Source organism: Joostella atrarenae (genome assembly GCF_021764745.1).
Lineage (GTDB): Bacteria > Bacteroidota > Bacteroidia > Flavobacteriales > Flavobacteriaceae > Galbibacter > Galbibacter atrarenae.
In genome coordinates this window covers 1-208 of sequence record NZ_JAETXX010000068.1, presented here as the reverse complement: position 1 = coordinate 208, position 208 = coordinate 1, and the positions used below count along the sequence as shown (strand labels likewise).

1 protein-coding gene is annotated in these 208 nt (G+C 39.4%); it reads right to left on the bottom strand.

The features are described from left to right. Positions 1-208: hypothetical protein (locus JM658_RS17090; protein WP_236961125.1), on the bottom strand; the 208-nt coding region annotated here is incomplete at both ends.

Below are 208 nucleotides of genomic sequence, written 5' to 3'. Positions count from 1 at the left end.
ACGGTAAACGTATACAATACTTGATCCCCTATATTTACTATTCCATCATTGTTCGCATCATTATACTCTCCATCCTTTAATAAAGTAATGTCTTTATCTTCTGGAAGATCTGTAATCGTACAATCTGGACAATCTGGGTCTACTGCTGGTGCTGTTGGATCTGTTGGATCTACAGGTGTTGGATCTGTTGATGTTCCCGTTACTGGGT